19 protein-coding genes are annotated in these 21,512 nt (G+C 37.3%); 11 read left to right on the forward strand and 8 right to left on the reverse strand.

Annotated elements, in window-relative coordinates:
* The 5 genes from H4J56_RS03525 to H4J56_RS03545 all read right to left on the reverse strand — a co-directional run bounded on the left by H4J56_RS03525 (nt 1) and on the right by H4J56_RS03545 (nt 6,494).
* Nucleotides 1-1,647: a M14 family zinc carboxypeptidase gene (locus H4J56_RS03525; RefSeq protein WP_182213913.1), complete on the reverse strand. Its 1,647-nt coding sequence runs from the start codon at nt 1,645-1,647 to the stop codon at nt 1-3.
* Nucleotides 1,648-1,910: 263 nt separating this feature from the next.
* Entirely contained in the window at nt 1,911-2,699 is a 789-nt protein-coding gene (locus H4J56_RS03530) for an amidohydrolase (RefSeq protein WP_070374218.1), read from the reverse strand.
* The gene (locus H4J56_RS03535; RefSeq protein WP_259364862.1) at nt 2,687-3,817 is read right to left on the reverse strand and encodes a methionine aminotransferase; all 1,131 of its coding nucleotides are present in this window, start codon (nt 3,815-3,817) and stop codon (nt 2,687-2,689) included. The genes H4J56_RS03530 and H4J56_RS03535 overlap by 13 nt, the downstream gene beginning before the upstream one ends.
* Nucleotides 3,818-4,056: 239 nt before the next feature.
* Entirely contained in the window at nt 4,057-5,589 is a 1,533-nt protein-coding gene (locus tag H4J56_RS03540) for a hypothetical protein (protein ID WP_182213910.1), read from the reverse strand.
* On the reverse strand, nt 5,589-6,494 hold the full coding sequence (locus tag H4J56_RS03545; RefSeq protein WP_182258888.1) for an ABC transporter ATP-binding protein: 906 nt from the start codon (nt 6,492-6,494) through the stop codon (nt 5,589-5,591). The genes H4J56_RS03540 and H4J56_RS03545 overlap by 1 nt, the downstream gene beginning before the upstream one ends.
* Nucleotides 6,495-6,764: 270 nt before the next feature.
* Here H4J56_RS03545 and H4J56_RS03550 point away from each other — a divergent pair, with 270 nt between their 5' ends.
* The 5 genes from H4J56_RS03550 to H4J56_RS03570 all read left to right on the forward strand — a co-directional run bounded on the left by H4J56_RS03550 (nt 6,765) and on the right by H4J56_RS03570 (nt 9,724).
* Complete coding sequence (locus tag H4J56_RS03550) at nt 6,765-7,085, forward strand: hypothetical protein (protein ID WP_182213907.1); 321 nt, start codon at nt 6,765-6,767, stop codon at nt 7,083-7,085.
* Between the two features lie 51 nt (nt 7,086-7,136).
* On the forward strand, nt 7,137-7,928 hold the full coding sequence (locus tag H4J56_RS03555; protein WP_182213905.1) for a phytanoyl-CoA dioxygenase family protein: 792 nt from the start codon (nt 7,137-7,139) through the stop codon (nt 7,926-7,928).
* A gap of 221 nt (nt 7,929-8,149) precedes the next feature.
* Nucleotides 8,150-8,551: a hypothetical protein gene (locus tag H4J56_RS03560; protein ID WP_182213903.1), complete on the forward strand. Its 402-nt coding sequence runs from the start codon at nt 8,150-8,152 to the stop codon at nt 8,549-8,551.
* Nucleotides 8,552-8,861: 310 nt separating this feature from the next.
* Nucleotides 8,862-9,239 (forward strand): PAS domain-containing protein, encoded by a 378-nt coding sequence (locus tag H4J56_RS03565; RefSeq protein ID WP_182213902.1) that lies wholly within the window; start codon nt 8,862-8,864, stop codon nt 9,237-9,239.
* Nucleotides 9,240-9,424: 185 nt separating this feature from the next.
* Nucleotides 9,425-9,724, forward strand: coding sequence for a YkgJ family cysteine cluster protein (locus H4J56_RS03570; RefSeq protein WP_182176625.1), 300 nt, complete (start codon nt 9,425-9,427; stop codon nt 9,722-9,724).
* 123 nt (nt 9,725-9,847) lie between these two features.
* Here the strand turns inward: H4J56_RS03570 and dnaK are convergent, their stop codons facing one another.
* Complete coding sequence (gene dnaK / locus H4J56_RS03575) at nt 9,848-11,740, reverse strand: molecular chaperone DnaK (RefSeq protein WP_182213900.1); 1,893 nt, start codon at nt 11,738-11,740, stop codon at nt 9,848-9,850.
* 335 nt (nt 11,741-12,075) lie between these two features.
* Between dnaK and H4J56_RS03580 the strand changes: the two genes are divergently transcribed.
* The 4 genes from H4J56_RS03580 to H4J56_RS03595 all read left to right on the forward strand — a co-directional run bounded on the left by H4J56_RS03580 (nt 12,076) and on the right by H4J56_RS03595 (nt 17,699).
* The gene (locus H4J56_RS03580) at nt 12,076-12,840 is read left to right on the forward strand and encodes a Crp/Fnr family transcriptional regulator (protein ID WP_070374211.1); all 765 of its coding nucleotides are present in this window, start codon (nt 12,076-12,078) and stop codon (nt 12,838-12,840) included.
* A gap of 573 nt (nt 12,841-13,413) precedes the next feature.
* Nucleotides 13,414-14,379, forward strand: coding sequence for a PHB depolymerase family esterase (locus H4J56_RS03585; protein ID WP_182258889.1), 966 nt, complete (start codon nt 13,414-13,416; stop codon nt 14,377-14,379).
* A gap of 196 nt (nt 14,380-14,575) precedes the next feature.
* The gene (locus H4J56_RS03590; RefSeq protein ID WP_182230150.1) at nt 14,576-16,858 is read left to right on the forward strand and encodes a TonB-dependent receptor; all 2,283 of its coding nucleotides are present in this window, start codon (nt 14,576-14,578) and stop codon (nt 16,856-16,858) included.
* A 175-nt stretch (nt 16,859-17,033) separates the two neighbouring features.
* Nucleotides 17,034-17,699, forward strand: a complete 666-nt coding sequence (locus tag H4J56_RS03595; protein WP_182217780.1) for a response regulator transcription factor — start codon at nt 17,034-17,036, stop codon at nt 17,697-17,699.
* Nucleotides 17,700-17,762: 63 nt separating this feature from the next.
* Here H4J56_RS03595 and H4J56_RS03600 read toward each other — a convergent pair whose 3' ends face one another.
* Entirely contained in the window at nt 17,763-18,650 is an 888-nt protein-coding gene (locus tag H4J56_RS03600) for a LysR family transcriptional regulator (RefSeq protein ID WP_182258890.1), read from the reverse strand.
* Between the two features lie 127 nt (nt 18,651-18,777).
* Here H4J56_RS03600 and H4J56_RS03605 point away from each other — a divergent pair, with 127 nt between their 5' ends.
* On the forward strand, nt 18,778-19,488 hold the full coding sequence (locus tag H4J56_RS03605) for a CoA transferase subunit A (protein ID WP_182258891.1): 711 nt from the start codon (nt 18,778-18,780) through the stop codon (nt 19,486-19,488).
* A gap of 2 nt (nt 19,489-19,490) precedes the next feature.
* On the forward strand, nt 19,491-20,147 hold the full coding sequence (locus tag H4J56_RS03610) for a 3-oxoacid CoA-transferase subunit B (protein ID WP_182258892.1): 657 nt from the start codon (nt 19,491-19,493) through the stop codon (nt 20,145-20,147).
* Between the two features lie 617 nt (nt 20,148-20,764).
* On the opposite strand, the gene H4J56_RS03615 is transcribed toward H4J56_RS03610, so the two are convergent.
* Entirely contained in the window at nt 20,765-21,472 is a 708-nt protein-coding gene (locus tag H4J56_RS03615) for an alpha/beta fold hydrolase (protein WP_182243816.1), read from the reverse strand.
* Between the last annotated feature and the right edge of the window lie 40 nt (nt 21,473-21,512).

Below are 21,512 nucleotides of genomic sequence, written 5' to 3' on the forward strand. Positions count from 1 at the left end.
TTAAGCTCCAAAATTAACGGTTTGTGTCACCGCATCGATGACAGGTGAAGATACTTCAAATGAGGCATCATTGAAGCCTTTGGTATTGATCAGCCACTTGATTTCTTGTTGACCGCCATGAGCGGCGATAGGCGCTAATAATGTCCGCTTGCTACCACCAATAAATTGTTCTTTGGGTAAATTCCACTGAACTCTTACGGGAAGCATCCAACGGGTGAGTTTACCCATGGCGCTTTGTGTTGGAAGTTTACCGATGTTTTTTATTTTTAAGGTCACTCGATAAAGATCTTTACCTATTTTTTTTACGCTCTGGCTCACGTTAAGCTCAGGAAAAAGTGTGGTTAAGGAAGTAATATATTCCGAACTTTTAGTTTCAGCAAATACGCTAATATCAGGATTATTTAAATAGGCAAGTCGAAAACCACCCACTTCCACCTTTTCATTTACAAAGTCTGGGTGTGAAATATTTGTCCACGGTATAATCGCCCCTTGTAGATTTTTTTCCTTGGCGTTAGTAACCAAACGAGCTTCTTTGGTATCTTCGCTTGCTGATGTGTTTTTGTTTTTTTCAACATCAGCCTCTTTGTTTTTTTCTACGTCAGCTGATTGGGCAATGGTTATTTGCTTAAAATTCCAGCCATTGGTGGCTATTGACCAACGACCACCGTGAAAATAGGCCCAGTCGTGAAAAGTACCTCGACCACGGTTTTCTGCTTTTACCTGCCAGTCTTTATGGGCTTGCTGCCATAGGTGAGTAAATAATTTATAACCGTCAACATCTTCTTTAGGCATTTTATCAAAGGCTTCCAGTGGACGTTTATATTCACTTACCAGTACTTTATTAGCCGACCAGTTTTCATGGAGGTTGTCGTATTTAGAAAAATTAACGGTCATTAAAATATTTTGATGATCGATAACAAAATCTATTAAGGCACGCGTTTCAGGTTCAGATGCTTGATTAACACCAGAGCCAATACCAAAATAGTCATAGTTATAGGTAAAGTTTTTATTTATTGCTGTTCCGCCATAGCCATCTTCATCTAATTTACCATCACCGTCGTCATCTTTTCCTTCATTGAGTAAACGGTATTGACCTGCTTCGTTTTTGAGGCGATCAACTTTTACTAATAAACTGGCATCTTGTTCACTAGCTTTGTATGGGCCAGAACTGTCTGAGATCCTTAACTGAGAAATAAAACCATCGTTGTTGAGATCATTAGGACCGTCTTCATTTATTTTTAGGTCGTTATCGTCATCTGTTTTTAAGTGATTAAAGGTCGTTGAATAACCATTTTTACCCAGTATAAAACTTGTTGCATCAGGGTTTGGCATAGGTACGATAAATATACTTTTACCATTTCGGGTGACTTTACCTGACTTTAGATCCTCGATTAGGCGCATCGCAAGTTCAGTACCGACTAAATAATCGCCATCAACGTTGCCAGTAACCAAAATTGCTGGTGAGCTTTTATCACCAAATTGAGCCACGATTATTGACTTTCCTGATCGTGAAGTACCAATTTGCTGAGTTTGAACACCCAGTTGTTTTAATTGTTTTAACATTTCTGCATGGCTGGTGTATTGGTTAATATAGTCTTGACCAAGACAACTGCCAGAGATGAGGAATAACGCGAGTAGTCGCTTCATTTACTTATATGCTCCAGTTATAAAAACGCTTAATTATTATAATTTGTTTTATAGGCGAACTTTAATTAGCCATAAAGAGTATATATTTTATTCAGTTAATTCAAAGAAAAGTGAATTAAATGAGCTGGTTTGCTAGTAATTCAGGTTAGATGATCAAAATGTATAAAAACCTAAAACAACTTAACCACTTATAATGTTGTTTTAGGTTTGTCTTGTTTATAACAATAAACGGCTTTGGGTTACGAGAATAAATCGACTGGTTTTTAATACAACTCAAATTTATCTGCATCTAAAAAGGCGGGGAATTGATTTTTAAATTTATCAAGTTTGCTGAAGTCGAGTTGGGTTGTGATGATTTGTTGTTGGTGATCAGTGGCAGAAAGTATGTTTTCACCATCAAAATTAATGAAAGTTGTGCCACCAGAGTGAGGCATATCGTTACCATCTGGTCCGATACGATTAACTCCAACGACAAAACTTTGATTTTCCATTGCCCTGGCTTTTAATAAGGTATCCCATATATGACGACGTGGAGCAGGCCAATTAGCAACGTTGACCATAAGATCATAATCTTGGCGGTTTCTCGACCAAACAGGAAAGCGCAAATCATAACAAACCAAAGGCAGTATTTTTATACCCCTAATGTTGATTGTTTTTCTGTGCTGGCCTTGCTCAACAAAGTCTTGCTCTTTACCTAAACGAAACAAATGGCGCTTGTCATAATGTTCAACCCTACCATCAGCAAAGACCCAATAAAAACGATTCACTTTTTTATCATTTTGGCTCACTAAAACCGTGCCAGCCACTACACAGTTATATTGCTTTGCTATTTTTTTTAACCAATGTAGAGCAGAGCCACCATCTTCTGGCTCTTGCACATCTTTTCTATTAATACAAAAACCGGTTGAAAATGTTTCTGGTAGCAATAATAAATCGGCAGCCGCATGGTCAGTAAAGTGATCTTTGAAAAGTTGCTCTAAACGATCAAAATTGCTTTGTTTGTCTAACCAACTAATATCGAACTGCACTGCGGCTATGGTTAAAGTTGACATAATATTCCTGCGGCCTTAAGTAGGGTATCGTCGTTTTTTGCGAAACAAAGTCTGATTACTTTATTGTTTTGATGATAAGACTCCCTTTTGTCAGCGGGATACAGGGGGCTCAATGGAATGGCGGCAACACCAACTTCTTGGGTTAACCAATGACAAAATTCACGATCATTAAGTGCTGAGATTGCAGAGTAATCAAGCAATAAAAAATAAGTACCTTTTGACGGTAGCATTTTAAAGCGAGAGTCTTTTAGTGCATTGATCAGTAAGTCTCTTTTTTGCTGATAGAAATTTGATAACTCGGTGATATGCTCGGGGTGCTGTTTTAGCATTTGCGCTATAGCTATTTGTGCCGGGGTAAATGAACAAAAGGTAACGTACTGATGAATTTTTCTAAACTCGACCGTAAGCGCATCAGGTGCGGCGCAATAACCCATTTTCCAGCCGGTGCAATGAAAGGTTTTACCAAAACTAGAGACGACAAAGGCGCGTTTAAACAAATCAGGGTAACGTAAAATACTTTCATGACGTAAGCCGTCAAACGTCATGTGTTCGTATACTTCATCGCTTATTACATATAAATCATATTTCTCAAGCAAAACTTGTAAGCTAGTAAGATCTGCAGCACTCAGTATTGAACCCGTTGGGTTGTGTGGGCTGTTGATAATAATGGCACGTGTATTTTCATTAATTGTTTGCTCAACTAAGGACCAGTTTATTGCATAGTTAGGCGCATCTAGTGCGACATGGCGACAAACTCCACCAGCAAGTTCAATGGCTGTCTCATAAGAATCATAAGCGGGATCAAAAATAATAACTTCATCATTTGGGCGAACCAGCGTTTGTATTGCAACCCATAGTGCTTCGGTAGCCCCGGAGGTTATTGTAACGTTTTTTAAGCCATTAAGTTTTTGTGCAGTGGTTAAATCTGTTTGATACTGTCGATGCACCATAGCGGCAACTTGCGTTAATAACTCAGGTAAACCGTTTGAGGGTGAGTATTGATTTTTACCTTCACTAATGGCTAAGTTTATTTTATCTTTTAAAAATTCTGGAGTATCAAATTCAGGAAAACCTTGCGACAAATTAATTGCCTGATATTGATTTGCCATCATCGACATTTCTGTGAAAATACTGGTATCTAGATTGGGCAGTTTACTGGTAAAAGAAGATGGCACAAAAGGCTCCCTGGATTATTAAGTCGATATTTTTGAGGAAAATTAGCTTAAATAAGCATGGTTCAATCGGCCTTTATTTAAATAGACCGGGAAACAATAATCGAATGTTAAGGCTAACGGCTGATGAGTTCAATCGTTATCCTTTTTAAATCGATATCTTAGTGTAAACAACCGTTAATAAATTAACGGCTACTTTTAGCGCGTACTGTTAACAACATTAAGCCAATTGCGAGAGCAGCATAATAATAAGGCATGCCTGCTTGCCAACTCATGGTGCTATTAACGCCAAAAAAGTCTAGATATAGTGCTGTTTGAATCGGTCCCATATACCAAATTGCCGGGTATAGCACTTCAAACATTCGCTTTGTGCCGGTCAATACCCCACAAAAATAAGCTAGGGATACGGTAAATGAAATGGCTATAATTAATTGTATGATTAACAGCCACTCGGCTATCGCCGCAAATCTAAGTACACTACCCAAACTTGCCAATGCTAATAATATCCATGCAGCAGAGTAGCTCGCTAAACTTTGCAATAGCGCTGACTTTTTACTGTAGGTGATTAACTCAACCGTATTTGCTTGTTTTTCTACTTGGCCGAGCTGTGAAAGCACTAAAACACACCATAACCATGACAGCGGTAAAAATATGCTAACCAGTAATTGCTGACTAATAAATAGTTGAATAATATTTAACGTTAAAAGACCTAACAGCCAGTAAATCGAATGGCTTTTTAATAATAATTTTAGTTCTAAACGTAATAAGCGAGTAAAAGCAAAGTGCTTGGTTAGCATGGTAAATAGTGCATCGAGTCGATTGAACACTTGACGGGTTAAGGTGTTTATTAGCCATGAGGTTTGTTTGGTTTCAGGTACGGGGTTTCGACTAAAGCGATCAAAAAAGATTACTGCAATAATAAAACAGCTTAAGCAAATGATCAGTAACGGCAGAATACTCGATAAATACTGTGCTGTTGGCTCTATTCCTTGCCAAAGAAAAGTGTTTACTGCATTTTCTTCATCAACAACCGTTACGCCAATATGTGTTGAGCCTGCTTGTGACGGAAAACGTTCTGCAACCTCGGTTTCTATAGCAGAAAGTATTGCGCCAACCCCTGAAACGCTTTCAATGGTTTGAACAATAGAGCCGGTCCACAAGAAAAAATAAACAACATTGCCAAAGCCCCCCTTAAGCCACTTTATTGATTCAAACATTATCGCCAGTGAAGCAACAACTAATAACACAGGTAGAACAAAGACTAATTGGGGCCAAGCTAACGCCCAAAGGTCTATCTGATAATTTTCCCCATAATAAAGTTGCAGTAAAATACAACTGATCAGCATAACCAATACGATAGTAAACAAAATTAAAACATTGGTGCACCATTTGGCGAATATAAAAGTTAACTTACTCATAGGAGTGGCAGCAATAAGTTCACAGGTCATCGATTTTCGATCTAATTCAAGACCATTCTTAATGAGATAAAAACAAATAATAGGTAAAAATAAAACATTTAACATCGCTAAACAAACACCTAACCAGGCACTGTTATAAAGACCTCTATAACCATTGATAATAAGTGTTTGATATTGAGCATCGAGTGAAGGGAAAAAAAGTAAGGTTAATACCGACATCGCCAGTAAAGTAACCACAAAGCTTTGCTGGCGTGTTCGTTGTTTAAAATCAGCGACCGTACATTGCCATAATTGATTCATTAACATGCCCTCGCAAGAACAGTTCGAGCACGCTTATTACTGGTAAAGTAGAGATACGTATCTTCTAATGTTGGCGCTCTTGGTATTGCTCGTGCATCAGGGCAGTGTTCAGCGACAATATTTAACTCGACCTTGTTGTCTTTTCGCACACTGTGGCTGACAATAAAGTCGTGCTGAATTTGTTTTAATTCATTCAAGTTAGTGGTGAGTTGCCAGCATTTATCGGCAACTTTTTCTTGTAGTGCCTTTGGAGTTGCTGATTGAATTAATTGCCCAGTTTGCATAATCGCAATTTGGTCAGCAATAGATTCAACATCTGCGACTATGTGAGTTGATAAAATAATGCAACGATCATCGGCTAATTCAGTTAATAACTGGCGAAAATTGGCACGTTCTTGTGGATCTAGACCCACAGTTGGTTCATCAATAATCAATAATTTAGGGTCATTAAGTAAAGCCTGTGCAATGCCAATGCGCTGTTTCATCCCCCCCGAATAACCTTTCAATGGCATATGAGCAGCATGGGTAAGGTTGAGCTTAGCAAGTAAATCCTCGATTCTTTGAGTCGCTAAAGATTGATTTAACCCTTTTAAGCCAGCCATGTATTGTAAAAATTCAATAGCCGACAATTGGTCATAGACGCCAAAATATTGAGGCAGGTAACCGAGTTCGTTACGCAATAATTGTGGTGATTTAACAATGTTTTGTCCTTGCCATAAAATTTTTCCTTGGCTAGGTTTTGTTATCGTAGCAAGAATACGCATTAAGCTAGATTTTCCTGCGCCATTAGCGCCTAGTAAGCCTAAAATCCCTGGTCTAACTTGTAGTGATAATGATTTGATTGCTAGTTGTGTGTGCTTGCCACTTTGGTATTGATGGCTAAGTGATTGAATATCCAATAACATTGTATTTCCCTTCGACATTAAGATGTTATCTATTTAGCAAAGTTTACGCCAAGAATAAGTTGTTTTAATTCAATGGTTTATTGTTTTTGGTTTTTATTTTTTTGAAAATAAATGTTCAATTAAACCAACTATTAGTGAAATTATTAACGATTAATAAATTTCACTAAGGTACAACGGTGACATTGTGTTTTATAATACTTGCGTGAAATAATAGCGTGGCCTTTTCAGGTGAATCAGCATGTTAATTTTAATAACTTTTAGGCATATTTGATGAAATTTATAGCTGTCTTTATTGTTGTATTCTTGTTGTTTAGTGCAACAGATGTCTACGCTTTCGAAGCGAAAAAAGTTGATGTCGGTGATATTATTTCAAAAGAACAATTCTCACGATACAAAGACGTTGGCGAATTCATCGAACATTCCCCTAAAGTCACCATTGAAGTTAAACCTGAGCCAGAAGATATCGCCGAATATGGCACTGATGTTGTTAAATCTTTGACGGGTTCCGATTGTGATAGAGACGGCATTATGGATGATAATGCTAAGTGTAATGCGGTTTATTACAAACTGTGGATGAGATATGAGCGTTAATCAATCGTCAAAATATAATCCTAAACAGTCAAGCCAAGGTAAAAGCCGTTAATGTTAGAAAATCAAAGTCAGTTGCAGGGGCATTATGATGCCCAAGGTTACTTTGTTATTAGAAATTATTTTAATGACACTGAAATTTCAGCCCTAAGACAAGTGGTATTGAAATTTCACGATCTTTGGAAAAAAGATCACGCAAAATTTTATCAAGAAGAAGCGTTCAACTCTTCTTTGATCACCGGCAGTCAGTACTTAGCATTTGACGATCGCGTTAAGCTTTTCAATTTTATTAGTTCAAAAAAAATAATGGCTGTTGTCGAGTCTGTTATAGCGGCAAAACCAGCCTTTATGAATACTCAATTGTTTTTTAACCCGGTTAATCCAGCACAAAAAGATTTTTGGCATCGAGATTGTCAATATGATCACGAGGTTGAAGAACAGAAAAAAGCTATTCAAGAGACACAAGTTGTTCACTTACGTGTGCCATTATTTGATGAGCGCGGTATGGAATTAGTGCCAGGAACACATAAACGCTGGGATAACGAAGAAGAATTTAATGTTCGACAAGAAGAAAAGGGCAGAGTGAGCAGCGAAAACCTTTCTACCGGTAAAGAAATAAAGTTAACGGCCGGTGATTTATTAGTTTTTTCGGCGGATATGATCCACCGTGGTTTGTATGGACTTGATCGATTAGCATTAGATATTTTAGTTTTTGATCCCGCTGGCGATTTTGCTGACTACGTTGATGACGATTGTTTACCCGAATTTTCGATGCTAGATAAGATTGAAAACCCAAGGTTATTTACCAATACCCTCGACTTAAAGGCAATAAAGCTAAAAGAGTAAAGCAACACTTATTATTGGTATTAATTTTTAAATTGAGCTATTTGAATAGACTAAATTTTTTATAAAAAAAACAGCTGATGATTTCAATGGGGTAATAACAGCTAATCAATATTTTATTACATTAACTTTATTACATTAATTTTATAGATTATGCTTAATGATAAATGATTATAAAACGAGCTTCTCGATTAATTAACATTAGATAACATAGGTAGATTTCATTGATTCAAAAATTTGCTTCGCATGGCCAATGCCAATTCACACTCGATAATAATATTATTATTATCGATGCAGAGGGTCCATGGAATGTCGAGTTTTTCAAACAAATGCACGCTAATCTACAACAAGTCGTCCTAGAAAATTTTATCAATATAAATTACGGGATCATCGTGATACTTAAAGGAGAAACATTAGCAACACAGGAAGGTTTAGATTATCACTTGTATAAAGTGAAGCACGGAACCGCTAATGCAATTGCCATTAATATGATACATAGTTCATTTGCATTAACCACTCAACTTGAATTTGAGGCTGTGTATAAGAAGGCTGGCATTAAAAATAAATTTTTTAGTGACACACCAACGGCTAAACAATGGTTAGAGAAAGAATTAGTTTCCTTATAATTGTTTTTAAAAATAGTGTGCTATTAAAGCGTTTTTTGCGCATTTTGAAAGCCAAAGTATTGTTATTTTAGTGTTCTCTTGAATATATACTTTTCTGGATATTTATTTGAGCTGAACTGAACTACTCTTAAACTTATTAGTTTGCGGCTAAGTTAAAATGAGCACTTGTTGTGTTTCTGCGTTTATCGACTAATGTTTAGCGACCAATTATTTTTTATGAGTGACTTAAGCTGGCAGAAATAGTTTACTGTTGTCTATCGTCTATTTTTTAACTATCTATTTTGACGCGAGTAAGGCGTTAGGTGATTTTATGTTTACAGAGAATCCAGAAGACTTTATCTATAATTCATCGATTGGTATTCATGCTGTATCGCCAGAAGGTATTATTGTTTATGCCAATGAGTGTGAGCTTGAAGTGTTAGGTTATACAAAAAATGAATATATAGGGCATCACATCTCAGAGTTTCAGATAGATGAAAGCTGTTTAGCGGACATGATGACACGTTTGAGCGATTTTGATATATTGAAAAATTATCCTGCAAGAGTTCAAGGCAAAGATGAAATTAAATATATTATCTACAACTCTAGTGTTTACGAAGAAGATGGCGAATTTAAGCATACGCGTTGTTATGGAACTGAAGTAGAAAAGGTCATTTATGATGTTTTCTTTAAACATTTTGATTTCTAACGTTAGTATTGAGAGGCAATAGCGTCTCCAAGTTGTACAAAATATTGTGGCTGTTTTGCAGTGCAGTGCTTTAATCAGTTCTTTTTATGTCTGCTATTTTCCCCATCAGCTTCTATTTGCTCGAGAAGCTGAGCGGTTTAGCGTATCCTACTCACCATTAAGTTTATTGTTATTTATTATTTATTATGAACATTGAAGTAAAAAATATTCCCGTTCCCGAAGTCACCTGTGCAAATTGCCAGGCATGTTGCTGTAGTTTAGAAGTTAGAATTATTTCAGATACTGGTGTGCCTCATCGGCATATCTATATTGATGACCATGGACACGAATCAATGTTACGACTTGATGATGGTCTGTGCTCAGCGTTAAACAGAGATACATTATTGTGTTCTATTTACGAAAATAGACCTTGGGTTTGTCGAGAATTTGAGATGGGTTCATACGAATGTATCGACGAAAGAACAGAAAAGCTCTATACCTCTTAAAATAGTTAACTGTTTATTTTATCATAATAAAAAACCCCTAATAATTAATATTAGGGGTTTTGTTTTTATACAGTATTATGATAAATAAGCGGTTAACTTACCTTATCAGCCACCACTCATTGATTAACCATTACTCACTTCTTCAAAGTCTGCGTCAATAACATCTTCGTTTTTAGCACTATCATTAGCCGCATCACCTTGAGGCTGCTCTGCTTGTGATTGTGAAGCTTGCATTATTTTACTGTGCGCTTCTTGTAATGCTTTTTGTCGCATTTCTATCGCCGCTTTATCATTACCATTAACGGCCATTTTTAATTGCTCAATTAATGTTTTAAGCTCGGCTTGTTGATCTTCATTCAAGCTAGTCATTGACGTTTGTACCGTATGAATCAATTGATCGGCTTGGTTGCGTTGTTCAACTAACTCACGTTTTTGCTTATCTTCAGTAGCGTGCTTCTGGGCATCGTCGACCATGCGATTAACTTCATCTTCAGTTAAACCACTTGATGCCGTAATTTTAATACTTTGCTCTTTACCGGTTGCTTTATCTTTTGCTGAGACATTTAAAATACCATCTGCATCAATATCAAAAGTGACTTCAACTTGCACCGAGCCACGAGGGCCGGGGTTAATATCTGTTAAGTTAAATTGACCTAACGATTTATTATCTGTTGCCATTTCACGCTGACCTTGCAATACATGCACAGTTACCGCCGCTTGATTATCTTCGGCTGTAGAGAATGTTTCAGAAGCACGTGTTGGTATCGTAGTATTTTTATCGATAAGCTTAGTCATTACACCGCCTAAAGTTTCAATACCTAGTGATAATGGCGTTACATCAAGTAATAACACATCACCGACCGTTCCTGATAACACACCTGCTTGAATCGCTGCACCAATAGCCACTGCTTCATCGGGGTTAACATCTTTACGCGGCTCTTTACCAAAGAAGGTTTTAACTGCTTCTTGTACTTTTGGCATACGTGATTGACCACCTACCAAAATAATTTCATCAATATCACCTTTACTTAAGCCAGCATCTTTAAGTGCTTGGTCACATGGAGCGATAGTCTTTTTCACTAAGTCATCAACCAAAGACTCTAATTTTGCTCGGGTAATTTGTACGTTTAAATGTTTAGGACCACTAGCATCAGCAGTAACATACGGTAAGTTTACGTCAGTTTGTAATGCTGATGACAACTCTATTTTTGCTTTTTCAGCCGCTTCTTTAATACGCTGTAACGCTAATGGGTCTTGGTGAATATCAATACCACTTTCTTTTTTAAATTCATCAGCAAGGTAGTTAATTAGGCGTAAATCAAAGTCTTCGCCACCTAAAAAGGTATCACCATTGGTTGCTAATACTTCGAATTGTTTTTCGCCGTCTACATTAGAAATTTCAATAATTGAAATATCGAAGGTACCGCCACCTAAATCATAAACCACCACTTTCTGGTCAGCTTTGTTATTTTTATCAACGCCGTAGGCTAATGCCGCCGCTGTTGGCTCATTAATAATACGCTTGACATTAAGTCCAGCAATTTTACCGGCATCTTTGGTTGCTTGGCGTTGTGAATCATTAAAATAAGCGGGGACAGTAATAACCGCTTCGGTAACCGTTTCACCTAAATAGGCTTCAGCATCTTTTTTCAATTTACGTAAAATTTGCGCTGATACTTCTTGTGGTGATAATTTTTTACCATTAACTTCAACCCAAGCATCACCATTGTCTGCTTTGACAATTTTATAAGGGGCTAACTTAATATCTTTTTGTACTTCTTTATCATCAAATTTACGACCGATTAAACGTTTAATCGCAAATAATGTATTTTTAGAGTTGGTAACGGCTTGTCTTTTTGCCGGTTGGCCCGCTAATGTTTCCTCGTTTGCATAAGCAACAATTGACGGAGTGGTGCGGCTACCCTCAGCATTTTCAATAATTTTAGCAACGCCACCTTCCATAACTGCTACACATGAATTTGTTGTACCTAAATCTATACCAATAATCTTAGACATAATAATTACCTATTATTTATTAAAAAAGGTCTAATGCTTTATGGTCATTATCCAGCAAGCAGTTTGACCGTATAAACAAACTAACGTGATGTTTTAACGTTAGGCGTTTGGTTAGTGGCGCTATAATACCTAAGGTCATAAAATGCTTCTGTCACAAATATGACAGTATCGATCATTTTATAATTTTTATATTATCTCGGCTTTATAAGTTAAAAGTCAGCAGATTAATGTGAGAAATAGTCTGTAAATTTAAAAAGCAACATTGTCTTTTGCTCTATAGATACAAAGAGTAGAATAAAACTATTCTTGCCCGCTATGGCTTAAATACTACTCTTATGAATAAAGACGCTACTCATCTACCTCAAAAAGCCAGCCCAGTTTTAGTAAAGCAAGCTAATATTTTTGCAGATTTACCGGCGAAGTTAATTGAAGATTTTCAACAAGAGTTTCAGCTTGATGAATGGTACAAAGGCGATTACTTTAATCCGGCCTTACTTACTCAGCGATTTTTTGTGGTGATTAGCGGTAGTTTAGAAATTAAACAAAGTAATCCAGAAACGGGCAGAGAAGCCACTTTAGATATGCTTTATGCGGGCGACTGTTTTGACTTAATGGTGCTGTTAGACGATCAACCACATGAGGTTATTGTTTCACCTTTAACAACGGTAAAGTTATTGTCAGTGAAACTTTCCACCATGCGGCATTGGTTGTGGACGTATCCAGAGTTTAACCAGCAATTTATGCCTTACTTAGCGAAAAAAATGCGTGAAAAAGAACAACAAGCCAGTAGCCTAGTTTTACACGATGTTACCACGCGTTTAAGCCGTATTATTTTAGAACATATTAATAAAATTAAGTTTTATAACGGCACAATAGAAGCAGAGCATCAACATCATTTAGTTAACGGTTTAAACGATGAAACCTTAGCGCGGATGACTGGCTCAGTTAGGCAAGTGATTAATAAGCAGTTACAACACTGGAAAAAAGAAGGTACGCTTGACAAAAAACGTAATCAATTGATTATTAAAGATTTAGAGGCTTTAGTGAAAGAAGCTAAATATACAGAAACTTTACCTAACGCCCCTTTTTTTAAACCCTAAAGACAAAAATCTCGATAATTAATAGGGTAGCCGGTATGTCTACATTGGTTGTTTTACCTGATTTTTCAATTTCGTATTGGACTATCAAATCAGTTTCAACGATTGTATCGACACGTTTTTTGAAGAAGTAGTGATAGATGAGCAATAGATTGCTATTACTAATTGATACCACACTATTTGCATAAGCCTATTTTATATAGCTGCTGATAATCCACCATAGTCATAGCTTTTATAGCGCCGATATTTAAATATTGGCTTTTTATCGTATTGAAAATGCTCTTCACAATAACACTATTACTTGTCGATTTTTAGCATCACTAGTTAGCTATTTTTATTTATCTATCTATTCAATATTCTATTGAATTCAAGTTATTATTTCCTCATTTATTTTCTCATTTATTTTCTCATTTATTTGCTTATCGTCATGGGTGTTAGTTTACGCATTCGTAAGTGTCTTTATGATACTGATATACCTCTGCCACAGACCTTTAGTCGGCTGTGCACTAAAGTGCTATTGCTTGTTTAAGGTACTTTCATTCATTATCTAACCCACTATTTATTTTGGTTAATATTATGTCTACTCTCAAATTTTTAACTTCATTATCGATATCACTGACGCTAGTATTTAGCTTGTTTAGTCAAAATTCTTATGCTCAATTAACTGAGTTAAAAGATTTCAGTGATAATCCAGGCAACCTAACGGCAAGTTATTTTTCACCGGTAATCGCTAAACCTAATATCGTTGTATTACTTCATGGCTGCGCGCAAGAGGGCAAAGAATTAGCGAGACAAAGTGGTTTGCTTGGTTTAGCACAACAGCATAATTTTGCCTTGTTAATCCCTCAGCAAAGCCTAGAAAATAATATTAAGGGTTGTTTTAATTGGTATTCTGCTAGTGATTACGCTAAAGCAACCGGTGAAAATTTATCAATAAAAAATATGATATTGGCCTTAAAAAAACAGCTGGTTGGGCAAAATATCTATATTTTAGGCTTATCTGCTGGTGGCGCTATGGCAAGCAGTTTGTTAGTTAATTATCCTGAACTGTTTACTGCAGGAGCAATCGTTGCAGGCATTCCATTTCCTTGTGCCGATGGTTTAATTACCGCTATTTCTTGTATGAAAAACGGCCCATCACAAACGGCAGATGAACTTACATTATTAGTTCAAAAATTAAATCCGAATCAAAAGGTATGGCCAAAATTATCTATATGGACAGGAGATAATGATGCGATTGTTAATCCGTTGAATGCGATTACCTTAGCTGATCATTGGGCTACGTTATCAGGAATAACGTTAATACCCCAAGTAAAAACTAAAGCAGGTTACACCCGTAAATCCTGGGGAGATAAGCAAGAAAAAGTTCAGGTAGAGTTAATGACTATCGCTAATGTAGGTCATGGCATTATGGTTAATCCGAAAGAAGTTAATGGTGGAGAAACAGCCAACTACTTACTTGAATCTCCTGTTAGTACCGCTAAACACATTGTTGACTTTTGGCACTTGGCTTCAACAAAAAACAACGCGCCTTTAATATAACCCTTAATAAACAACAACTTGGTTGTGGTACTATAGTGCTAATTATTTTTGTTAAATTATCAAGTAGAGTGTAAATAGTTGTAATAACAACGTGACTAAAATTGGGGTTCAAAAGAACAAGTAAGACAACAAAATACAAAATACAAAATATAAAACATAAACTATAAAACATAAAAATTATAATAAGGCTTCCTCCATGAAACAGTACAACAAAAATAGAAGTTACCTCGCTTTGGCTATTGCCGCAGCATTAACCAGTAATATAACTTTTGCAGCAGCAGAAGACACATCGGCTGCAGCAAAAGACTCAGGTCTTGAACGTATTGAGGTTACTGCGCGTAAAAAAGTTGAAAGTTTACAAAATGTACCTGTAGCTGTTACATCGGTAGGAGCAGAACAACTCGCACAAAATGGTATTAGTGCCATGACAGAAGTTCAACAATTTTCGCCAAATACAACGTTGCAAAGCAGCCGTGGCACTAACTCAACCTTAACCGCATTCATTCGCGGTGTGGGTCAAGACGATCCATTATGGGGTTATGAACCTGGCGTAGGTATTTATGTTGACGATGTATATATTGCTCGTCCACAAGGCGCGGTTCTTGATATTCTTGATGTAGAACGTATTGAAGTATTACGTGGCCCACAAGGAAGCTTATATGGTAAAAATACTATAGGCGGTGCTATTAAGTACGTCACTAAAAAAATGTCAGGTGACGTTGAAGTCGACCTCAAAGCAACCTTTGGTAATTATGGCCGCCAAGATTATAAACTAGCAGGAAAAATTCCTGTTATCGAAGATAAACTTTATGTGGGTTTTGCTTTAGCCAATTTAACTCGTGACGGCTACGGTGAATTTTTACAGTCTGAATTACCTGATCAAGATTTAGAGAACTACAATAAAGATGTTTTTGCCGGTCGTCTTACCGTTGAATTCACACCGACAGATGATCTTTTCTTTCGTTTTAATTACGATAAAACAATTGATGACTCAAATGCGAAGGGAGGTTACAGACTTTTACCAAGCATTGTTACTGACGCACCTGTACCAGACAGCGTCTACGATTCCTATACCAGTATGCCTACCTGGAACAGTGTTGAGTCAGAAGGCTATAGTCTAACCGCAGAATATTATGTTAATGATACCTGGTCAATTAAGTCAATTACAGCGAGTCGAGAAAATTATTCTAAGACCAATATTGATTTTGATAATACACCAGAGCGCATTTTTGATGTACCCGCTATTTATGATGACGAACAATTTACGCAAGAGTTTCAAGTAAATTATGACTCAGACAACCTAACTTTTGTTTCTGGTCTTTATTACTTTGACGGTGAGTCTTGTGGGACCTTTGATGCGATTTTAGAGCATTTAGGCCAATCGCTTAGCTTACCAGGGCTCACTCGTGAAGTTGCTGGTTGTAATAATAGCGAAAGTTATGCGGTTTATGCACAAGGCTCGTACAATATTACCGATAAGCTTTCTATGACCTTAGGTGCTCGTTATACCGATGAAGAAAAAGTGGCAAACGTTAATAATGGCTTAGCATATGAAACTATTTATCCAGAAAGTGATTGGGTACCAGGTTATGTTCGAAGTGATATTACTTTCCCTGAAGTGCTGAATGACAGCGAAAGCTGGTCTCGCTTTACGCCTCGAGTTGGTGTTGAATATCAATACACCACAGACATGATGTTTTTTGCTAGCTATTCACAAGGCTTTAAATCAGGAACGTTTAACCCTAGAGCCAGTGGCCCTGAGCCAGCAGTAGACCCAGAAGTGGTTGATTCATATGAAATGGGTGTAAAAAGTGAATGGAATGACAATTTAAGAATTAATGCGACAGTATTTTACCTTGACCATACCGACCGTCAATTTGTAACGGTATTACCGGTAGAAGGTGGTGATGGTAGTGAATTAAGTCAACGTTTAGGTAACATTGGGCAATCAACGGCTTCCGGTTTAGAACTAGAAGTTCAATATTCTGTTACCGACAACTTAAATTTATTTGCAACCTTAGGTCTAATTGATGCATCGTTTAAAAAAGTAAATTCTTTTGATGGTGAAGGTAAGTCTATTGATATTAGTGATACTTTCACTATTACCAATACGCCAGACACTACTGCTAATATAGGCTTTGCTTACAATATCGAAAGTACTATGGGTGATTTTGTTGTTAATGGTAATTACTATTATCGCAGCGACTATGACTTAACACCAACAGATAACTTATTAACACAAGACGGTTACGGTTTATTAAACGTTGGCGTTAATTGGTATAGCAATGATGGTGATTGGACCGCTTCGTTACATTGGAAAAACATCACCGATGAAGAGTATTTAGTGGGTAATTATGCTTTTCTGGGTGAGCAAAATAATGATGGTAGCTACGCACCCGGTTTAGGTGGCGATACTACGTTAATTGGTTATTATGGTGATCCATCAACTGTTGCCTTTAGTGTTGGTTATAGTTTCTAGGTGTAGTTTGTTATTTTAACTGTAAAAGGGCGAGTTATTACTCGCTCTTTTTTGTTGATATAATTTTGGTTAAGTCACTACTTTAGCTGAAAATTAAAAGTGTGCGTAGTAGAAAAACATCCCTTAAACTGTTATTAATTAAATGACATTGTGATATACCGATAGAGGATAAAGCATGAGTACAGCGCAAGTAGTAATTGCTGATGATCATCCGTTGTTTCGTACGGCGTTAAAACAAGCTGTGGTCGAATGTATGCCTGCCTGTAGCATTATTGAAGCGTCTAGTTTTAGTGATTTATTGCAGCAAATAGAACAATCACCAGGCTTAGAAATAATTTTTCTTGATTTACATATGCCAGGTAATAATGGTTTTACGGGACTTACTCAGCTACAAAACAATCACCCAGACCTTATTGTTATTATGGTGTCTTCTGATGAAACACCTAATATTATGCAAAAAGCGATTAATTTTGGTGCGGCGGCCTTTATTCCCAAGTCTGTTGATTTATCGGTCATAGCACAAGCGATAAATTGTGTACTCGCTGGCGGAACTTGGTTACCTGATAACTTTGATATTTCATTAGACAGTGAACAAGTTACTGCAAATAAGTTATTGGCTCAGCAATTAGCAAAATTAACTCCGCAGCAATACAAGGTCTTATCTTATGTTGCCGATGGGCAATTAAACAAGCAAATTGCCGGTATTTTAGATATTAAAGAAAATACGGTAAAGAAGCATGTTTCAGCAATCTTGCTGCAACTGGGCGTTTATAACCGCACTCAAGCGGGTTTAGCTTATCAGCAATTGATGTTAGCGCCACAAGAAAATGAAAGTCTATAATGTGTAATAATACAGCGGTTAATTCTGTTTTATTCTTTGATAATTTATCAAGGCTTTGCGTGATCAGTGATAGTGCTGACGTAATAATTTAACAAAAAACTGTGCTGACTGAGATAACGGATAACGTTTTCGAGTAACAATTCCTACACGACGACTAATGGTTGGAGAAGCTAATGGGCGATGCTGAATGTTAAGTGCTTGTATTTGTTGTTTGTACAAAGACGGTATTGCACTAACGCCTAATTTATTAGCGACCATTTGAACGACAGTAGCCAACTGATTACTTTCATACTTTACCTTTAAAAATAAAGCCTGTTCGGCTAATGTCTCCTCCATAAGTAAGCGAATACTCGAAGGTCGTTGCAAGGCAATAAAAGGATAATGGCTGAGTTGCTGCCAGGTTAACTCTTCAGCTTGTTCTAGTTCATGGTTATCTGGGAATACCGCCAGTAATTCATCACTAAACAGTGTTTCAAAATGTAAATCATCAAATTCACCAGGATCAAAGGTAATCGCAAACTCTACCTTAGCATTTTGCACCATAGCAACAGCTTCTTCGGCGATAACATCATGCACTCTTACTTTAATTTCTTGATATTGGGTTGTAAAAGCCAGTAAATGTTGCGGCAAGTGGGTACTCGCAAATGATGGCATTGCGGCTAAAGATAAATTTCCACGTTTGAGAGAAAACAGCTCAGCAAGCTCAATAAAAGCATCATCAAAGTCTGCTAACAAACGTTTTGCTGTTGGTAAGAAAATTTGCCCTTCAGGCGTTAATGATAAGGTTCTTGTTGAACGCGCCAGTAACTTACCGCCAACGGTCTCTTCTAAATTTTTGATACTAATACTTAATGCTGGCTGTGATAAATGTAAAATTTCACTGGCTTCGGCAAAGCTTTTAGATTGGGCAATAGTGATAAAAGTGCGTAGTTGCTTGAGAGTAATATTCATGCAATTATCCTAAAATATCCAGTTATAAGTTTTATTTATCAATAGTTAATATTAATTAATTTTACATATTTATGCAATTGTATAATGCTGGTGTTAAGTCAACTTCCTTAATAACTGGATAAAAATAATGGCAGGATTTAATAAAGTAGTGAATACCTATGAAGAAGCAATGGCAGGGTTAACCGACAATATGACGGTGGTCGCTGGCGGCTTTGGTTTATGTGGTATTCCTGAGAATTTAATCAAAGAAATCGAGCGTCAAGGCATTAAAGGGCTAACGCTAGTTTCTAATAACTGTGGTGTTGATGATTTTGGTTTAGGGCTGTTGCTACCTAAGCGGCAAATTAAAAAAATTATTGCTTCTTATGTTGGAGAGAATGCTGAATTTGAACGACAAATGATGTCGGGAGAATTAGATGTGGAATTAACACCACAAGGTACTTTAGCCGAAAAAATGCGCGCAGGTGGTGCTGGTATCCCCGCTTTTTATACCGCAACCGGTGTTGGCACTTTAGTGGCAGCAGGTAAAGATCAACGCCAATTTAATGGACGAGATTATATTCTTGAAGAAGCTATTACCGGTGATTTTGCCATTATTAAAGCCTGGAAGGCTGATAAGTTTGGTAATTTAGTTTACAGAAAAACAGCACGTAACTTTAATCCATTAGCCGCGACCGCAGGAAAAATTACTGTGGTAGAAGTTGAAGAAATTGTGGAGCCAGGTGAACTAGACCCAGATGAAATTCATACACCGGGCATTTATGTTAACCGTGTTATACAAGACACTTTTGAAAAACGTATTGAACAACGCACTATTCGCACGACAACAGGAGAATAATCATGGCTTTAGATCGAAATCAAATCGCTCAGCGTGTCGCGCAAGAATTACAAGATGGCTTCTATGTTAATCTTGGTATTGGTATTCCTACCTTAGTAGCTAACTATGTTCCTGAGGGGATAGAAGTAATGTTGCAATCTGAAAATGGCTTATTAGGTATGGGACAATTTCCCAGTGAAGCTGAAGTCGATGCCGACTTAATTAATGCCGGTAAACAAACTGTGACTATGGCGACCGGTGCATCAATATTTGATTCTGCACAGTCGTTTGCCATGATCCGTGGCGGTCATGTTGATTTAACGGTGCTGGGCGCTTTTGAAGTCGATGTTAACGGTAATATTGCTTCGTATATGATTCCCGGTAAGCTAATTAAAGGTATGGGCGGTGCAATGGACTTGGTTGCTGGCGCAGACAATATCATAGTAACCATGACCCATGCGTCAAAACATGGTGATTCTAAATTACTGGCAAATTGTACACTGCCGTTAACCGGTAAAGGCTGTATAAAAAAAGTGTTAACCGATTTGGCTTTTATTGAGATTAAAGGCGGTCGTTTTCATCTACTCGAACGTGCCCCAGGGGTAAGTGTTGCAGAGATTGTTAAACTAACCGCAGGTGAATTAGTCATTCCTGATGATGTTCCTGAAATGCAGTTTTAGTCATATATTTTTGACTAGAAAAGAGTGAAAATTAATCAAGCTAAGTGATTATTGTCAATGTTGTTAGAACCGCTCGAAGACATTATGTCAGTAGTTTATCGTGCTTAGCTATGTTATCGGGCGAGCAGGGCGCAATGGTCTGTAAAGGCACCTAAACAAAACTATAAAGATAAAAAAGAAAGATAAAAAAGGATGGCTGTTTAGCCATCCTTTTCTGTATAACCCATACGGAGTTATTGTGCTGTTACTAAGCTTACTTGTTTACTGGCCGTATTGGTTTGTATAACCCATACGGAGTTATTGTGCTGTCACTAAGCTTACTTGTTTACTGGCCGTATTGGTTTGTATAACCTATACGGAGTTATTGTGCTGTCACTAAGCTTACTTGTTTACTGGCCGTATTGGTTTGTATAACTCATACGGAGTTATTGTGCTGTCACTAAGCTTACTTGTTTACTGGCCGTATTGGTTTGTATAACTCATACGGAGTTATTGTGCTGTCACTAAGCTTACTTGTTTACTGGTCGTATTGGTTTGTATAACCCATACGGAGTTATTGTGCTGTCACTAAGCTTACTTGTTTACTGGCCGTATTGGTTTGTATAACTCATAAGGAGTTATTGTGCTGTCACTAAGCTTACTTGTTTACTGGCTGTATTGGTTTGTAAACCAAAATGGTCAAGTGAATAAGTATAGCTGGCTAGTTCATTAGGTATTTGACTCGAATGAACTCCGCTTACCGTACATGTTCCGCTACCGCAAACTATTTGATCATCCCAACTTTTAATAGAATAAACACGATTAGCAATGACTTTATTACCTAGCCAATCAAGAAATGGACTTGATACCGATAAGCCATTACTGGCACAGGTAGGGATCCAAACATTCCATGGATATGCGCCACAAGTCCATAAACCGCGATAAGCACCTGCAACGCCGACAAAGGCATCCACTTGGCTACTTTTATTGAGTTTAATAATTTGTTGTGCTGCTAAAGTAACCCCCATAGAGTGGCCAATTACATCAATTTTTCCTGTGCATGACGCACTAAGCGCTGAATTGATAGCATTTCGAACAGGTGTTTCTTCTGAGCCGCTGTGATTATTATAAGCGGCATTACTACCACCCCATGCTGGGCGGTATATTTGACTGCTGCTGTAGCCTTTCGCGAGTAAAGCGTCGTAGGTATTATCCCAATCTGACGGCGTGCCAGTATTGCCATGCACCAGTACCACGTTATCGAGACAACTGGCTTGCACGGTTGCACTGGCGAGTAACAAGCTAGTAACGGTTAATATTGCTTTTAATTGGATATTTATTTTCATAATGAATCTCTTTTTGTTTTATTATTATTTGAGTGTTATT

The organism is Colwellia sp. BRX8-4 (assembly GCF_014077345.1).
Taxonomy (GTDB): Bacteria; Pseudomonadota; Gammaproteobacteria; order Enterobacterales; family Alteromonadaceae; genus Colwellia_A.